Here is a 13,678-nt window from a genome sequence, read left to right on the forward strand (position 1 = left end):
TCTCTTAGGAGTTCGATGCGACGATAAACGAATCCGAAATTCAGATTCGATCGATCCGTACACAAAAAAGGGAAGCTCGGCGCTTCCCTTTCTCTTTAGGAATTTAACCCTTTTTTAATATTCGACTTTTTGAAGGAAAAGTTCTTCTTTTTTCATCTTTAATGCTTTGGACGCCAGCGTTTTAAAATCTTCAGGCGGCTCCAAAAGTCCGAGTTCCACTTTCGAAAGAAAGGGAGTGGATACCTTCAGTTTTTTTGCCATATCGTATTGTTTAATTCCCAACTCTCTGCGTTTCGCCCAGAGTCTGTTGGTAAGGCCTTCCGTAAATTCAGGATAAACGTCTTCTACGGCTTGCTCGTTAAACAATTTTTCAAGAGTGGTTTTCAAATATTTTGCACAGGCTTGTTTGAACTTTTCTGTAGGGTCCTGGCTTCCCGTTTCGATCTTCGAAAGATAGCTTGGAGAAACTCCGAGCGCTCTCGCCATATCGTATTGTTTAATGCTTCGTTTTTTACGCAGCATGTAAATGTGGTTTTTCATTCAATTCCCCTCTCATCAACCAGGGTATTTTGAATAAGCGGAAATTCAAGAAAAAATTTCCAATACCCCCTCAACACAAGATTAGGATGTTATGATTAAGTAATCCGAAAGGGTTATTGCCAATAAATCGAACAATAAGCGAAAGTAGTTATCTGTGGAATTGCGATTGGAAATAAATTCTTTCGAATTTAGGAGAAAGAAGGAGCAAACGGCGATCTGTATTTTATGTTTTTTGAATGTATTTTAGGGGGGTTCCCCTAACTACGGTTAGTTTTTCCAAAAAAACTCCAGAAAAAGAAAAGAAAAAACCCCGGCATTCGTCGAGAAACCGGGGTTCGATATTTAGATTTGTCCCGCTTTTAAACTTTCGGAAGCGATTTTGAATTCGTTTTCCGACTTCAGCTTTGACAAATAGTCTTGAAAAATGGACTGTTTTCTGGACTCGACTAACTCTTGTTTGATTCTCTCCCTAACTTTGCCGAAATCCTCGGGAACTCTTTCGTTCGGATTGGATGCGGAAGGTTTGGAATACGCATAGAGTTTGCCCGCTTCATACGTGTCTCGAATCTCTTTTTCGGTTACGTTCACTTCTCCATCGGTGGAACGATTTCGGATTAACATAAACAGAACCGATCTTCCGAGAAGAGGAAGAGTCTTTTTGAATTCCTTCGTATCCTTTAAAGCCTGCACTTCTTTGGATTCGGCGGAGATTCTGATCGGAAGATAAATCTGCGTATAGAAAGAAAGTTGATCGTTCTTTTCTTCTTCCGGAGTCGCTTTGCGTTTTTGAAGGATCGGAGCGATCTTGTTGAATTCAACCAATAGATCTTTGAATGCGAATTTAGCGCCTGTTTTGTCTTCGAAAAGAATCGTATCCGGCTTCAGAGTTTTAATGAACTCGGGAGTCAGATCGGTGATTTTCAAACCGCTCTTTTCTCTCAGTGCATCCATTTCCTTCTTCCAGGATTCTTTTAAGAAGCGGTTTCCGTAGTGTTCCGCGGTTTGATTCGCTCTTTCATTCACGACTAAGTCGGAATAAAATTTCGCCGCGTTCTTTTCGTCTTCGCTGATTCCTTCTTTGGAAACGAATTTAACCGCGAGGGTTTTCAGTTTATCCAATTCGTTTTGGAAGAATTTATCGATCTTCTTAGGATAGATTCTTTCGATTCTTTCCACTCTGAGAATATAATAATTTCCTTGCGCTTCCTTGAGGATGAAGTTTCCTTTTTGATCCGCAGCTTCCTTTAAGATCGCCGTAAAAGGATCGTCTCCGCAGTTGATACAATGCGGTTCGAGTCTTCCTCCGATCGCTTTTCTTTGCGCTTCATCCGTGTTTTTGGAGATGAATTCGGCGACTTCTTTGTCGGATCGAATCGCTTGGATTTGCTGAAGCAGACCGTTCGCTTTTGCCGCAGCGTCCGGAGTCGCTTTTACGAAAAGAATTCTTCCGAACGCGAATTGAAGCATTCCGGAGTTCATCAATTTTTCGGAGAATTGTTTTCTATAGTCGTTGAACAGAACCTGAGGTTCTACGAAAGCCATGATTCTCGCGTATTCGTCTTTCGTAACGACGTTCGTATTGTTGTTGTTCGCTTCTGCGATTTTCTGAATTCCGAGTTCTTCCACGATTTTAGCCTGAGTCGCGATCGAAGCGTTATTCGCATCGGGTTCGACTCCGCGGAGTTTGTAATACGCCCTGAGTTCCTCGCGGGTTATGGTTCCCGATTTGAAAGAAGCGAGAACGTCCGAATCTCTACTGCAGCTGATCGCAAACAGTACGAGTAGGGAAAGAATGGTTAGAGATAGAGTCTTTTGTTTCATGGAAGTTGTCTTTGAATCTTAGTATTTGTGAATTGTTTTACGGGTTGTCTGAGGTTTGGGATCCGGGATTTCAACGGAGATTTCCCGAGTCAGATTTTTTTCGCGGGAACTGTATAGATTTTTCATCTCGGCAGGCGAAGATTTTCCGGAATTTTTCAAGAGCCCCGTTTTACCGGGTTCTTCTTTGATTTTTAGAGAGAGAATCTCGGCCTTTCCGGCTTCCAGGTTTTCCATTTCTTTTTGAATGGAATCCTTTAGAATTCCGGAATAATCCCGATCCGAGGAAATTCTTTCCTGGATCTTGCCCAGTTCGAGTATGTCTCGGTCCACTTCTTCAATCTTACGAAAAAGATGGGCTACCTTTACCTTCATCCTTCAATTCCCAACGTTGATCTTTTTCGATTCCAGGTCGGTTTGCAAGAATGAAAATAAATGAAAGTAGGAAAAATTCAGAATTCCCTGGGAAGGATGAACGAATAGGGCGCAAAGAACGAAAAACAGGAAGAACAGAGTTTTGAGACGGTTTTCTTCCGAACGAAAATGCAGAAACCCTAAAGCACAGGTTAAAAGTCCCGCTTTGAGAAGATAGAGAACGCCGATTTCATCCCAAAACTCGAAGTTCCATTGATACCAGATTCGAAATCCGGCGATTAGAAAGAATAAGAGGAGAATTCCTTCCCGAAACAACTTCGGGTCCTTGAGGAATCCTTCGGTGAAACGCGGTTTTCGTTCGGAAAGATCCGTTCGAAAGCCTCCGTCTCGTTTGAGCGCGAGAATTCTGGAGCAGTGGATACAGATCAGATCCAAAAGATCCCCCGGCGTGGAACCGTCTAATCCGCCTATGGCGAGAAATAACAGTGTGAGAATGGAAAGGGGCAGTTCGAGATTCGATGTTTCGGAGCCGGTTCCTTTTTTGCGGAAGAATAGGACGGAAAGACTTAAAATGACCGCTCCCGGAGAGAGAAAGGAATAGGACCTCAAAATCAAAAATAGAACGGATAAGAAAAGAAAAACCATTTGTCTTACGGATGAAACGCTCATAGACTGTCTTTCCAAGCAGTATGATTCTGAACGAAATCATCATTTCTACGGAAAAAATAGACAACGTTCAAGTTATGAAGCTTCAGGGTTCGATCAACTCATTTACCGAAAAAAAATTCAGAGAACAGCTTTCTTTGTCGATTCGTTCCGGTCCGGTGATTCTGGATCTGGAAGAGGTGAGTTTGATCTCTTCGCGAGGGATTCAGTCTTTGAAGGAAATGAATCAGCTCAGCTTCACTTCGCGTAACAAATTGGTCTTGATCCATCCGACCGATTCGGTTAAGAATGCGATCAAGATGGCGGCGCTCAACGGACTTTTTTTAATCGCTCCCGACGAAGAGTCCGCTTTGAAAATGACGATGAAAAACAATAGGTAGGCAATCGTGACAAATTCGATTCGATTCAATTACGCTCGTAAACTTTGGCATCTTCTCGGGTTGATCGTTCCTGTCTGTTATTATCTGGACGTATTTCAAGGCGCATTCGAACTTTTGAATGCGACTCGCGCGGTCGTTTCGGTCGTGCTGGTTCTTTGTCTAGGGATCATTCTGATTCTGGAATATCTTCGGTTTCGTTTTCCCGGTTTTCAGAAGTTCTTTTTGTCCATCGCGGGGATTCTGATGAAGGAAGAGGAAAAAACGAGACTCAACGGAACTCTTCCGTATTTTCTTTCCTGCACGTTCGTGGTCTTTTTGTTCCCTCCGGAGATTTCCATTCTTTCCATGTTGTTTCTTGTGATCGGTGATCCGACCGCGGCTTGGGTGGGAACGTTTTACGGAAGAAGAAGGTTTTCCAACGGTAAGTCCGTAGAAGGGATCGTTGCGTTTATCATCGCTTGTGCGATCGTAGGATTCGTGTTTATGTATCTCTCGGATACGTACGGGAAACAGAATTTTCTGAAAGCGGAAGGATTCGTATTTTATAATAACCTAATTTTCTTGGTTCCCGCGATTTTGATTTCTGCGGTGACCGAACTCTATTGTGGTACGTATTGGAACGGATTGATCGACGACAATCTTTTGATTCCGGCCGTTTCCGCGCTCGTTCTGGGGTTTACCGCGTGGCTTGTGTTGGGCGTGGAACCTTCCACGATTTTTTTGAATCCGGCCGAATTGTTTTTGAAGATTTGAAGGTTCGACGTGGTTCCCTCCTAAATAGATCACAGGAGAACATGCTCTTTGTAGGATGAATTTTTCGTGATACAAACCGGCCCCACCCTAGTTTTTGGGTGGAGGGGAGAGGTGGCGGGAAAACCTCGTGCAAATCCTCATATATCAGAAAATCTGCATCAACTCCAGCACAATTCAGAATTCCTGTCGGAACATTCTGGATTTCTAACGAAATCTTACCGGAATTCGAGGCAAACTCTTTCTCCAAGAGCCGTTTGCTGTGAGATTGTAGGAGTTCCTACGAAATTCCGGAACTCGAGCTGTCACTTCTCCGGAGGAAGCACCGTAAAACTCAAATTGATCTTCGTCTTTTCACTTCCTTCAAACAAGGAAGAATTAAATCGAAATTCGACTTCGGCCGGAAAAATCGTGTTCGTATACGGGAACGAACCGAGACGATTTTCTTTTTTGAGTTTGTCCTTGATCATCGAACCTAAGTATTGAAACGAACCGACCCAGTCTTCTCCCATTTCGAAACCTTCCATTCGTTCCACGGTTCCCGAAAGACTCATCGTCGCGTAATACGAATCCTTGATCGCTTTGGATTCGGAAGGAGTCAGCTTTCGATTGAAGCGAACGATAAACCCGGGAGTTTCCCTTGCGTGAAAGTAAAGGTAGTTCGCTAACTTCTCCCAAGTATCGGGTTTTCTGTTGTTCGGGATTTCCACTTTGTAGTGATGATTCTTTTCGACGGGTTCGAGACATTCTCCCGTTCGATTGAAATGGTCGCAAAGTGTGATCGTCGTGATTTCGAGCGCGGAAGGAGCGCAGGCCCCGGTTGCAATCAGTGCGGAAACGAATGCAGAAAATAGAATATTAGTTTTTGTTGATGTTTTGGACATAGGATTCTCTTAAACTTGTGAAAAAATAGACCGCTTCCGGAGTTTTGAAAAAGGAAGGCGCCGTTTCACGAGCGACCATCTTCTGTTTCTGATAATTGTAGATCGTTTCCGCATAAACTCCGTTGAACAGGTAGATCCGATGAAAGTCGTCCTGAATGCTCGAAACGACTACGGAATGATTGCAGAGATATCCGGGAAAGATCCGAACCCCGCTGTCTTTTTCCACCGCGGCGTTTTGGATCGCGAGGCATTCCTTTTGAATCGAAGGAAGTTCCTCTCTGTGAATTCTTCGTTTGAAGGAAAGGATCTTCGTGTTTCTTCCCGGAAACTGATTCCATAGATCCGCGTCCGGATCTTGCCAAGTAGGCATAGGATTGCTTTCATAAAGGGTGGCCGAAAATTTCTTTTCGGTTTTGGCCTTGATCGAATAGAACATCTCCGCGTCTTCGTAAGCGACCACGATAAAAAACGAAGCGCCGGGCGGGCGCGTCAATTTTCCTTGGGGTGGAGGATTCTTTTTAGAGGAATTCATCGGGTTAAAAATCAGCTTCCAGGTTTCGCTTTCGAATCGAAATAATCCAGAATAATTTTATTCAACCATCTTCCGTCCGGGATTTCCGGAGTCGGGTCCGTTAAAAAGCCTACGTGCCCGCCTTTCGGGCTGAGAATGGTTTGAATATGCGGTAGTTTTTCCCAAGGAATTTTTTCCCAATCGAACGGAGGAACGACCGGATCATCCTCGGAATGAATCACGATTCCGGGATGTCGAATCTCGGGAATGAATTGGTTGCTGGAACAATCCCGATAGTATTCTTCCGCGCCCTTATATCCGAAAAACGGAGCCGTAACTCGATCGTCGAACTCGTAAAAAGTTTTCGTCTGAAACGCGTTCTTTTCCAGTTCCGGGGGAAGTTGAATGACCTTGTTTTTGATTTTTTTGCGGAATTCGGAAACGAATCGATCCCGATAGAATCTTCCTTCGATGGAATCGATGAATTCACATCCTTTGAAAAGATCGAGAGGAGGGTTGGTGGACGAAAACGCCTCGACCTTATGGTTTCTCCGTTCGCCTAAATACTTGAGCACCAAACTCGCGGAGAGAGAAAAGCCGGAGAGGAAAATCCGATGCGAAAGTTTTTCCCATACGAAATCGATCACATCCTGAACGTCCTTCGTCTGACCGATGTTATACGTTCCTTTGGAAAATCCCTGACCGCGTCCGCAGTTTCTGAGATTCATCCGAACGCATCCGTATCCTTTCAGAAGCGCGGTTTGTGCGAGACTTACCAAATACGAACTGTCCGAAGTTCCTTCCATCCCGTGAATCATCACGATATAAATTCCGTTCCAGGCCGGACCGGAGGAAGAATAGTTTGCGATCGGAGGATTGTGTTCGAGCCAGAGCGCGTCTCCCGATCCGTCCGATAGCTCGAGCAGAATATCCTCCACGTAAAATTCGGTTCTGAGCCGGTTTACAGGAGGAAAGAACGTGCTATAAACGGTTTGAAGGTGTTTGCCTTTTAAGAAACGTTTCGGTTTGAAAGGGTGGGAGTTCATAAAAGGAAGACTAACGTGAAGTTTAGAGTTCCTTAAAGAATTCGTCCCAGTCTTCCATTTGTTCTTTGTTGATATGAACCGTCTTTTTCGCGAACTTATGAAGTCTGCGTAAAAAATCGATTCCCCGTTTTACGATCGCTGAATCGTCCGGGTGCATGTCGGAAAGATAAAAATTCACGAACTCGTCTAGTTCGAAGGAGCCGATGTCCTTGATGAGAACTTCTTCCTTGGTCTCCTCTTCTTCTCCTTCTAAAAATAAAAGAGAGGAGAATTCCAGGAAGAGGTCGCTCAGGTTCTGATCCTCTTCCGGATTTCTACCCTTCGGTTGAGGGGAGGCTAAAAATTCTTTTAAGAATGCCTCTAAAGAGATCGTTTTGGACAAGGGAAAACCGCTTAGTTGAAATCGATCTTGGTCGCGAGTTTATCTACGATTCCGTATTTGATCGCTTCTTCCGCGTCCATGTAGTAGTCGCGATCCGTATCTTCTTCCAATTTGGAAACGGGATGTCCGCAAGCGTCCGCGAGAATCTGATTCAACTTCGCTTTCGTCTTGAGAATTTCTTCCGCGTGGATTTTCAAATCGGTCGCGGGAGCGACGATTTGTCCGCCGATGCTCGGTTGGTGAATCATCACTTTTCCGTTCGGCCAAATGGAGCGTTCTCCCTTTTTTCCCGCAGCGAGAAGAACCGATCCCATGGATGCGGCCATTCCCATACATACTGTGTGAACCGGAGAAGTAATCATTTTGATCGTATCGAATACGGTCATTCCGGAAGTGACGACACCGCCGGGGCTATTGATATAAAACGTGATCGGTTTACCCGGATCTTTCATTTCCAGGTAGAGGAGTTTCCCGACAAGGTCCTTGGACGATTCGTCGGTTACCGGACCCCAGAGAAAAATCTTTCTGTGGTCGAGGAAATTTTTGGAGATTTTACTTCCTGTGAGTTCTTCGAATACTTCCGTGATTTTTTCTGTTTCTGGCATTCCTGAACCTTTCCTTAGTAGTTGGTAAAGTCCAGTTTCTTCTTCCTCATTTTTATGAAAACTCCAATACAGGTAAAACTAGCGAAGATTGCGTAGAAAATCCGAATAAAATGAATGGGCGGAACCGGAAATTGTTTCCCGGGACGGAACGCGTTCAGTCTGGAAGCCAAGATCGGTTTGAGTTCGCTCGAGTTCGAAATTTCCCGAAATTTTACGATATGAGCGTTTTCGCTCAGAAGATAAAAACGGCGCGCTTCCCTTTCGAGAGCGGCTTGATCGTTTTTTAAAATTTTCTGCTTCTCTTCCAACTGTCTATTCTCATAGGCAAGTCTTTCCACGTCCAACTGTAAGGACGCGAGCGTTTCTTCGAGTTGGGAACGCACGACGATTCCGGATTCTCCCAGGACGATGAAATAAAACAGTCCCGCGAGAAAACAAGAGAACCAAAAGACTTTTGTCGAAAGAGAAGTCATAAATTTTACCCGTTTACAGGTTGTAAAAAGTGTCCCTGCCTTTATAAACCGCGGACTTTCCGAGTTCTTCTTCGATACGGAGAAGCTCGTTGTATTTCGCGATTCGATCCGTTCTGGAAAGCGAACCCGTTTTGATCTGACCCGCGTTAGTCGCAACCGCGATGTGAGAGATCGTAACGTCTTCGGTTTCTCCGCTTCGATGGCTCACGACATTCGTGTACTTCGCTTTTTTCGCCATTTCGATGGAAGCGAGAGTTTCCGAAAGGGAACCGATCTGATTCACTTTGATCAGAATGGAATTTCCCACGCCGGAAGCGATTCCCTTGGAGAGTTTCTCTATGTTCGTCACAAAAAGATCGTCTCCTACGAGCTGCACTTTCTTGCCGATCTTATCGGAAAGAAGTTTCCAACCTTCCCAGTCGTTTTCATCCAGACCGTCTTCGATGGTGATGATCGGATACTTGGAAACCAAGTTCGCATAATAATCCACGAGTTCGGCGCTGGAGAATTCCTTATTATTTTCGGCACCGAGTACGTATTTCTTTTTGCTTTTGTCGTAAAACTCGGAAGAAGCCGCGTCGAGACCTAATAAAACGTCTTTTTCGGGTTTGTATCCGGCTTTTTCGATCGCCTGGAGAATGACTTCGATCGCTTCCACGTTGCTCGTCAGGTCCGGCGCAAAACCGCCTTCGTCGCCGACCGCGGTATTCAATTTCTTTCCTTTGAGTACGGATTTCAAAGAATGGAATACTTCCGCTCCCATCCGGAGTCCTTCGCGGAAACTTTTCGCTCCCACGGGAAGAATCATAAATTCCTGAAAGTCCACGTTGTTGTCCGCGTGCGCACCGCCGTTGATGATGTTCATCATCGGAACCGGAAGTTCACGGGCAAAGTTCCCGCCGATATAACGGTAGAGTGGAAGTTTGGAATGAGCCGCCGCCGCTCTGGCAACCGCGAGGGAAGTTCCGAGGATCGCGTTGGCTCCGAGTTTTCCCTTGTTCTTTGTTCCGTCTGCGTCGAGCATCAGTTGGTCGATTCGATTTTGATCGAGTCCGTCTTCTCCCTTAAGGACTTCCTGAATTTTTATATTTACGTGTTCGACCGCTTTGAGAACGCCTTTTCCGAGATAACGGTGTTTGTCGCCGTCTCTGAGTTCCACTGCTTCGTACTCGCCGGTCGATGCACCGGAAGGAACTGCGGCTCTACCAAAGGAACCGTCCGCAAGAGTTACATCCACCTCAACGGTCGGATTTCCACGGGAATCGATAATTTCCCGAGCGTGAATTTTCTGAATTTGAGAGTTATGAGACATTTTATTTCCTGAGATTCTCTATATGGTTTCCGTCTGAGAATCGCGGTTCGCGATTTCGATCGGAGTCAGGGTTATTAAACGGTCCGTATCTAAGAAATCAAGCGGGAAACGAAAAAATGGATTGCTCGCGATTTGTTGGTCGGTTTCCATTTTCTTTGCTCCGCGGATTTTCAGTGATTTCGTTCTGTGTTCGCTCATCTTTGCTTACACAAAGAATAAAAATAAAACTCAATCTTGCTCCCTAAGGGTCGCAAGATAGGTTGGCAAGATAGGGATCGCTTGCTTTTCCAACGTTGTTGGAAGCAACTCACGACGCTCCGCTGTTCGTTGGCTATCTCACTCTCTAAGGATCGCTCGATATATGAAACTTTCCGAAAAACACGCTCTTGTATTTCATATTCTATTTTTTGCACTTAGTATTCCCATCTTGTTCGTTCCGGGAAACGTTTCGAGCGGCTGGAGAATGTTCGCGCTCGTCTTGGGTTACAACGTGGGAATCCTTTTGTTCGCGAGAATCTGGGCGCACGAACGCTGGACCGATCTTTGGTTTTTTCTTTTCCCCTTGAGTTGTCTTCAGATTTTTCCGGATTGGTTTTTATCGCAGATTCTCGGAGTCGTCGAATTTCCCGCGGATGGATTTCCGAAAATCGGAACGGTTTCCGGTTATATGGCGGGGCTTTGGGTCATTCCGTTGTTCGGATCCACATTCGTTTCTGTTCGATTTCGCAAACGTTTTCCCGAGGGACCGGCGCTCCAAAGCTATCTTTTAGGCGGTTTGGTCGCTTTCGTCGTCTTTTTAGTTTCGGAAGAAGTTTCCTATCTGATTCCGGTTTGGTTTGCTAAGAACGTCTGGATGATCGATCACGTGGCGGTCTACGTTTTAGCGCCCGAATTCATTCTCGCCGTCTTTGCTTGTTATGCGTACGACGTTTGCGCGTATTCTTCCCTACCGGAAAAAATCCTTTGGGCGTTTTTGACGATGTTCGTTTATTTAGGCGCTTTGGGATTTTTCTTTCTTTTGTTGGAAGGAAGTGCGAAGGTCGCTTCCTCGTCGGCCGCGCCGCTTTAAACGGTTGGTTCGAATCTTAGTCTTTTGGAAAAAATTCGCCGACTCTTGGATGAGGCTTTGTCGAATTGAATTCGCCCCTTGATTTTGATTATTTAATTCCGTTTGTATGAATCAAATTTGCAGTTTTTTGAAACCGATTTGCGGACCGATCCGTTTTTTCTTTCCGAGTTTTGTCTTTCTTCTTCTTTTGATTCCATTCGGTTTTTGTAAAACGCTTCCGCCCGTGGATCGAGGTTTTGCTTCTCACGGAATTTCCGGAACCTTGATCGTGAGTTCTTTGGATGGAAGCAGGGAATGGATTCACGACATGGAACGTTCGGAACGGAGATTTTTACCTGCGTCCACTTTCAAAATTTTGAATACTCTGATCGCCCTCCGGGAGAATGTCGCGGACGAACGAGCCACGGTGTTTCGATGGAACGGAACGAAATATCCGTTCGAGGATTGGAACCGGGATCATTCTCTCCTGTCCGCGTTTCAAAAAAGCTGCGTCTGGTGTTATCAGGAACTCGCGCAGAAAATCGGTCTGAAAAAATACGATCGCTACTTGCAAAATATTGAATATGGAAACGGGAAAACCGGAACCAACGTCCGTACGTTTTGGCTCGAAAGAGATCTGAGAATTTCCGCTCGGGAGCAGATCCGTTTTTTAAAACGACTTTACCGGAAGGAATTGGGCTTTCAACCGCAAGACTACGAAACCCTTCGAAGGATTTTTCTCGTCTCGGACGAATCCGAATTCTCCCTGTATGCGAAAACCGGTTGGGCGACTACGGAACCGCAAGTCGGTTGGTATGTGGGGTATTTGGAAAATGGAAACGACGTTTGGTTTTTCGCTCTCAATCTTGACGTTCGAGGACAGGAGGACTTGCGTCTTCGGAAAGAAATTCTTTTACAAACCTTGCAGGACCTGCGTTTGATTCCGAATCGTTCGATTCGTTTTCGCTGATCGTTGGATCGCCTCGCATTTTTAAATCCCGTCCCGGATTTTGCTTTTCAGGGGAACCCTTCGTCGAAAATCATCGGATTGTACCCTCATGACTGATAAACAGCAATTCATCCGTAACTTTTCCATCATCGCGCATATCGACCACGGTAAATCCACCTTGGCGGACCGACTTTTAGAGATCGGTCAAGTTACGAACGATCGAACCAAAAAGGATCAGATTTTGGATTCGATGGATATCGAGCGGGAAAGAGGGATCACGATCAAGGCCAACAACGCTACCTTTGATTATCTCGCAGACGACGGACATACATACATCATGAATCTTCTGGACACTCCGGGGCACGTGGACTTCACGTATGAAGTTTCGCGTTCTCTCAAAGCCTGCGAGGGAGTTCTTCTGATCGTAGACGCGAGTCAAGGCGTGGAAGCCCAGACTTTGGCGAACCTATATCTTGCGATGGAGCAGGATCTTGAAATTCTTCCTGTGATGAACAAGATCGATCTTCCCGCGGCCGACGTCGAAAAGACCAAGGTTCAAATCGAAGAGAGTCTGGGACTCGACTCGGAAAAGGCCGTCGCGATTTCCGCAAAGACCGGTCTGAACGTGAAGGCGGTTTTAGAAGCGATCACAAAGGAAATTCCCGCTCCGAAAGGAGATCCGAACGGACCTCTCAAAGCTCTTGTTTACGATTCTTACTTTGATCCGTATATGGGAGTCGTGATTAAGATCCGCGTGTTTGACGGTTCGATCAAAAAGGGCGATCGGATTTTGATGATGAGCACGGGCAAAGACTTCACGGTAAACGAGGTCGGAATCAACAGAATCACCTTAACTCCGAAAGACAGTTTGGGCGCGGGAGAAGTGGGATATATCATCGCGGGAATCAAAAAAGTTTCCGATGCAAAAACGGGCGATACCGTTACGTTATTTTCCAATCCGACGAAGGAATCCATTCCCGGTTATAAGGAAGCGAAACCGATGGTTTTTGCCGGTTTGTTTCCGATCAACGGAGAACAGTTCGACGAACTCGTGGACGCGATCGAAAAACTCAAGTTAAACGATGCGGCTCTCGTGTTTGAAAAAGAAAGTTCCGTCGCGCTCGGATTCGGTTTTCGCGTGGGCTATCTCGGACTTTTACACATGGAGATCGTTCAGGAAAGATTGGAACGAGAATTCAATCTCGATCTGATCACGACCGCTCCTTCGGTTAAATACATCATTCGAAGTAAGGATGGAACCGTTGAGGAAATCGACAACCCTTCCCGCTTTCCCGAACCGATCACGATCGAATCCACGGAAGAACCGTATGTGAAAGCGACCGTCATCACTCCGAACGAATACGTGGGAAACATCATGGCTCTCGCGATGGACAAACGGGGGATTCAGTTGGATACGGTGTATCTGACTCAGGATAAGGTTCAGCTCACGTACGAACTTCCTCTTGCCGAACTTATTTTCGAATTTTATGATAAACTAAAGTCTTTTACGCGCGGTTACGCTTCTCTTGACTACGAACCTTCCGGTTATAAGGCTTCCCAGCTCGTGAAGATGGACATCCTCGTAAACGGAGAACCCGTCGACGCTCTTTCTATGATCGTTCACAGAACGAAAGCCGAACAAAGAGGAAGAGAAATCATCGAAAAGCTGAAGGATCTGATTCCAAGACATCAGTTTATGATTCCGATCCAAGCCGCCGTGGGTGGAAAGATCCTCGCACGAGAAAGTATTTCAGCGCTTCGCAAAAACGTAACCGCGAAGTGTTACGGCGGGGACATCACTCGTAAAAAGAAACTCTTAGAGAAACAGAAAGAAGGGAAGAAGCGGATGAAGCAGATCGGAAACGTGGAAATCCCGCAAGAAGCCTTCTTGGCCGTGTTGAAGACGGGAAATTAAGGATATCATTGGTCCTTATAGCGG

16 protein-coding genes are annotated in these 13,678 nt (G+C 45.5%); 5 read left to right on the forward strand and 11 right to left on the reverse strand.

Annotation, left to right across the window (positions count from 1 at the left end; all coding sequences use genetic code 11):
• Positions 1-114: 114 nt before the first annotated feature.
• The 4 genes from DLM76_RS13420 to DLM76_RS13435 form a co-directional block, all read right to left on the reverse strand.
• Entirely contained in the window at positions 115-522 is a 408-nt protein-coding gene (locus DLM76_RS13420) for a helix-turn-helix domain-containing protein (RefSeq protein ID WP_118956062.1), read from the reverse strand.
• Positions 523-882: 360 nt separating this feature from the next.
• Positions 883-2,361: an LIC12015 family putative lipoprotein gene (locus DLM76_RS13425; RefSeq protein WP_118965501.1), complete on the reverse strand. Its 1,479-nt coding sequence runs from the start codon at positions 2,359-2,361 to the stop codon at positions 883-885.
• Positions 2,362-2,379: 18 nt separating this feature from the next.
• The gene (locus tag DLM76_RS13430; protein WP_118955810.1) at positions 2,380-2,733 is read right to left on the reverse strand and encodes a hypothetical protein; all 354 of its coding nucleotides are present in this window, start codon (positions 2,731-2,733) and stop codon (positions 2,380-2,382) included.
• A gap of 3 nt (positions 2,734-2,736) precedes the next feature.
• Complete coding sequence (locus DLM76_RS13435) at positions 2,737-3,378, reverse strand: hypothetical protein (protein WP_118965607.1); 642 nt, start codon at positions 3,376-3,378, stop codon at positions 2,737-2,739.
• A 44-nt stretch (positions 3,379-3,422) separates the two neighbouring features.
• On the opposite strand from DLM76_RS13435, the gene DLM76_RS13440 reads away from it, so the two are divergent.
• Positions 3,423-3,779, forward strand: coding sequence for an STAS domain-containing protein (locus DLM76_RS13440; RefSeq protein ID WP_118955809.1), 357 nt, complete (start codon positions 3,423-3,425; stop codon positions 3,777-3,779).
• A 6-nt stretch (positions 3,780-3,785) separates the two neighbouring features.
• Positions 3,786-4,532, forward strand: a complete 747-nt coding sequence (locus DLM76_RS13445; RefSeq protein ID WP_118965502.1) for a diacylglycerol/polyprenol kinase family protein — start codon at positions 3,786-3,788, stop codon at positions 4,530-4,532.
• A gap of 302 nt (positions 4,533-4,834) precedes the next feature.
• Here DLM76_RS13445 and lcpA read toward each other — a convergent pair whose 3' ends face one another.
• From lcpA to eno, 7 genes are read right to left on the reverse strand one after another with little or no spacing between them, the layout of a single operon-like run.
• The gene (gene lcpA, locus DLM76_RS13450; protein ID WP_118955807.1) at positions 4,835-5,413 is read right to left on the reverse strand and encodes a complement regulator-acquiring protein LcpA; all 579 of its coding nucleotides are present in this window, start codon (positions 5,411-5,413) and stop codon (positions 4,835-4,837) included.
• A complete protein-coding gene (locus tag DLM76_RS13455) occupies positions 5,388-5,945 on the reverse strand; it encodes a DUF4416 family protein (protein WP_118955806.1) in 558 nt (185 codons plus the stop codon). Before DLM76_RS13455 ends, lcpA begins: the two co-directional genes overlap by 26 nt.
• An 11-nt stretch (positions 5,946-5,956) precedes the next feature.
• Complete coding sequence (locus tag DLM76_RS13460; protein WP_118965503.1) at positions 5,957-6,970, reverse strand: YheT family hydrolase; 1,014 nt, start codon at positions 6,968-6,970, stop codon at positions 5,957-5,959.
• Between the two features lie 22 nt (positions 6,971-6,992).
• On the reverse strand, positions 6,993-7,352 hold the full coding sequence (locus tag DLM76_RS13465) for a hypothetical protein (RefSeq protein ID WP_118965504.1): 360 nt from the start codon (positions 7,350-7,352) through the stop codon (positions 6,993-6,995).
• Between the two features lie 11 nt (positions 7,353-7,363).
• Complete coding sequence (locus DLM76_RS13470; protein WP_118955803.1) at positions 7,364-7,957, reverse strand: ATP-dependent Clp protease proteolytic subunit; 594 nt, start codon at positions 7,955-7,957, stop codon at positions 7,364-7,366.
• 14 nt (positions 7,958-7,971) lie between these two features.
• On the reverse strand, positions 7,972-8,430 hold the full coding sequence (locus DLM76_RS13475) for a septum formation initiator family protein (RefSeq protein WP_118955802.1): 459 nt from the start codon (positions 8,428-8,430) through the stop codon (positions 7,972-7,974).
• 13 nt (positions 8,431-8,443) lie between these two features.
• Complete coding sequence (gene eno / locus DLM76_RS13480; protein WP_118955801.1) at positions 8,444-9,742, reverse strand: phosphopyruvate hydratase; 1,299 nt, start codon at positions 9,740-9,742, stop codon at positions 8,444-8,446.
• A 361-nt stretch (positions 9,743-10,103) separates the two neighbouring features.
• Here eno and DLM76_RS13490 point away from each other — a divergent pair, with 361 nt between their 5' ends.
• The 3 genes from DLM76_RS13490 (at position 10,104) to lepA (ending at position 13,654) form a co-directional block, all read left to right on the forward strand.
• On the forward strand, positions 10,104-10,811 hold the full coding sequence (locus DLM76_RS13490) for a DUF6989 domain-containing protein (RefSeq protein ID WP_118965505.1): 708 nt from the start codon (positions 10,104-10,106) through the stop codon (positions 10,809-10,811).
• A gap of 106 nt (positions 10,812-10,917) precedes the next feature.
• Complete coding sequence (gene blaOXA / locus DLM76_RS13495) at positions 10,918-11,760, forward strand: class D beta-lactamase (protein WP_118965506.1); 843 nt, start codon at positions 10,918-10,920, stop codon at positions 11,758-11,760.
• An 88-nt stretch (positions 11,761-11,848) separates the two neighbouring features.
• Positions 11,849-13,654, forward strand: coding sequence for a translation elongation factor 4 (gene lepA, locus DLM76_RS13500; RefSeq protein WP_118955797.1), 1,806 nt, complete (start codon positions 11,849-11,851; stop codon positions 13,652-13,654).
• Positions 13,655-13,678 lie beyond the last annotated feature (24 nt).

Source organism: Leptospira yasudae, from assembly GCF_003545925.1.
In the GTDB taxonomy this organism is placed as follows: Bacteria; Spirochaetota; Leptospiria; order Leptospirales; family Leptospiraceae; genus Leptospira; species Leptospira yasudae.

Excerpts from the sequence above, each read along its gene's own strand:
- DLM76_RS13425 (WP_118965501.1), bottom strand. The coding sequence starts at position 2,361 with ATGAAACAAAAGACTCTATCTCTAACCATTCTTTCCCTACTCGTACTG.
- lcpA (WP_118955807.1), bottom strand. The coding sequence starts at position 5,413 with ATGTCCAAAACATCAACAAAAACTAATATTCTATTTTCTGCATTCGTT.
- eno (WP_118955801.1), bottom strand. The coding sequence starts at position 9,742 with ATGTCTCATAACTCTCAAATTCAGAAAATTCACGCTCGGGAAATTATC.
- blaOXA (WP_118965506.1), top strand. The coding sequence starts at position 10,918 with ATGAATCAAATTTGCAGTTTTTTGAAACCGATTTGCGGACCGATCCGT.
- DLM76_RS13440 (WP_118955809.1), top strand. The coding sequence starts at position 3,423 with ATGATTCTGAACGAAATCATCATTTCTACGGAAAAAATAGACAACGTT.
- DLM76_RS13455 (WP_118955806.1), bottom strand. The coding sequence starts at position 5,945 with ATGAATTCCTCTAAAAAGAATCCTCCACCCCAAGGAAAATTGACGCGC.
- DLM76_RS13490 (WP_118965505.1), top strand. The coding sequence starts at position 10,104 with ATGAAACTTTCCGAAAAACACGCTCTTGTATTTCATATTCTATTTTTT.
- DLM76_RS13435 (WP_118965607.1), bottom strand. The coding sequence starts at position 3,378 with ATGGTTTTTCTTTTCTTATCCGTTCTATTTTTGATTTTGAGGTCCTAT.
- DLM76_RS13420 (WP_118956062.1), bottom strand. The coding sequence starts at position 522 with ATGCTGCGTAAAAAACGAAGCATTAAACAATACGATATGGCGAGAGCG.
- lepA (WP_118955797.1), top strand. The coding sequence starts at position 11,849 with ATGACTGATAAACAGCAATTCATCCGTAACTTTTCCATCATCGCGCAT.
- DLM76_RS13475 (WP_118955802.1), bottom strand. The coding sequence starts at position 8,430 with ATGACTTCTCTTTCGACAAAAGTCTTTTGGTTCTCTTGTTTTCTCGCG.
- DLM76_RS13460 (WP_118965503.1), bottom strand. The coding sequence starts at position 6,970 with ATGAACTCCCACCCTTTCAAACCGAAACGTTTCTTAAAAGGCAAACAC.
- DLM76_RS13430 (WP_118955810.1), bottom strand. The coding sequence starts at position 2,733 with ATGAAGGTAAAGGTAGCCCATCTTTTTCGTAAGATTGAAGAAGTGGAC.
- DLM76_RS13470 (WP_118955803.1), bottom strand. The coding sequence starts at position 7,957 with ATGCCAGAAACAGAAAAAATCACGGAAGTATTCGAAGAACTCACAGGA.